General features: G+C 68.8%; 1 protein-coding gene. It reads right to left on the bottom strand.

Translation table 11 applies throughout. From position 1 onward, the window contains the following. A partial coding sequence (locus tag PUR56_RS28730; protein WP_329883243.1) for an ATP-binding cassette domain-containing protein occupies positions 1-237 on the bottom strand: 237 nt, incomplete at its 3' end. Between the last annotated feature and the right edge of the window lie 151 nt (positions 238-388).

Here is a 388-nt window from a genome sequence, read left to right as displayed (position 1 = left end):
GGCGGCGCGTACCGCCTGCGGGGCGGCCGTCAGGTCGTGGCCCGCGATCCGGGCCTGCCCGCCGTCGGCGCCGATGAGCGTGGAGAGGATCTTGACGACGGTGGTCTTGCCGGCGCCGTTCGGGCCCAGCAGGGCGAAGACCGTTCCTTCGGGGACGGCCAGGTCGATGCCGTCGAGCACGGTCTTGTCGCCGTAGGACTTGCGCAGCCCGTTCGCCGCGATGGCCAGGTCGGTCATGTCGATGCTCCTTAGAAGACATCTCATTTGGGTGGGTCGAGTAGACTCCGAGTGTGCTGATCGTTGAGCGGCTGGTGCCGGATGAGCTGTGGGAGTTGTTCCAGTTGGTCGTGCCGGACGCTCCGGTGCGCCCGCAGGGTGGTGGCCGGCG

It is taken from the genome of Streptomyces sp. BE303, from assembly GCF_036290945.1.
GTDB lineage: Bacteria > Actinomycetota > Actinomycetes > Streptomycetales > Streptomycetaceae > Kitasatospora.
The sequence above is the reverse complement of the archived record's forward strand: the minus strand, read 5'-3'. Positions and strand labels throughout refer to the sequence as shown.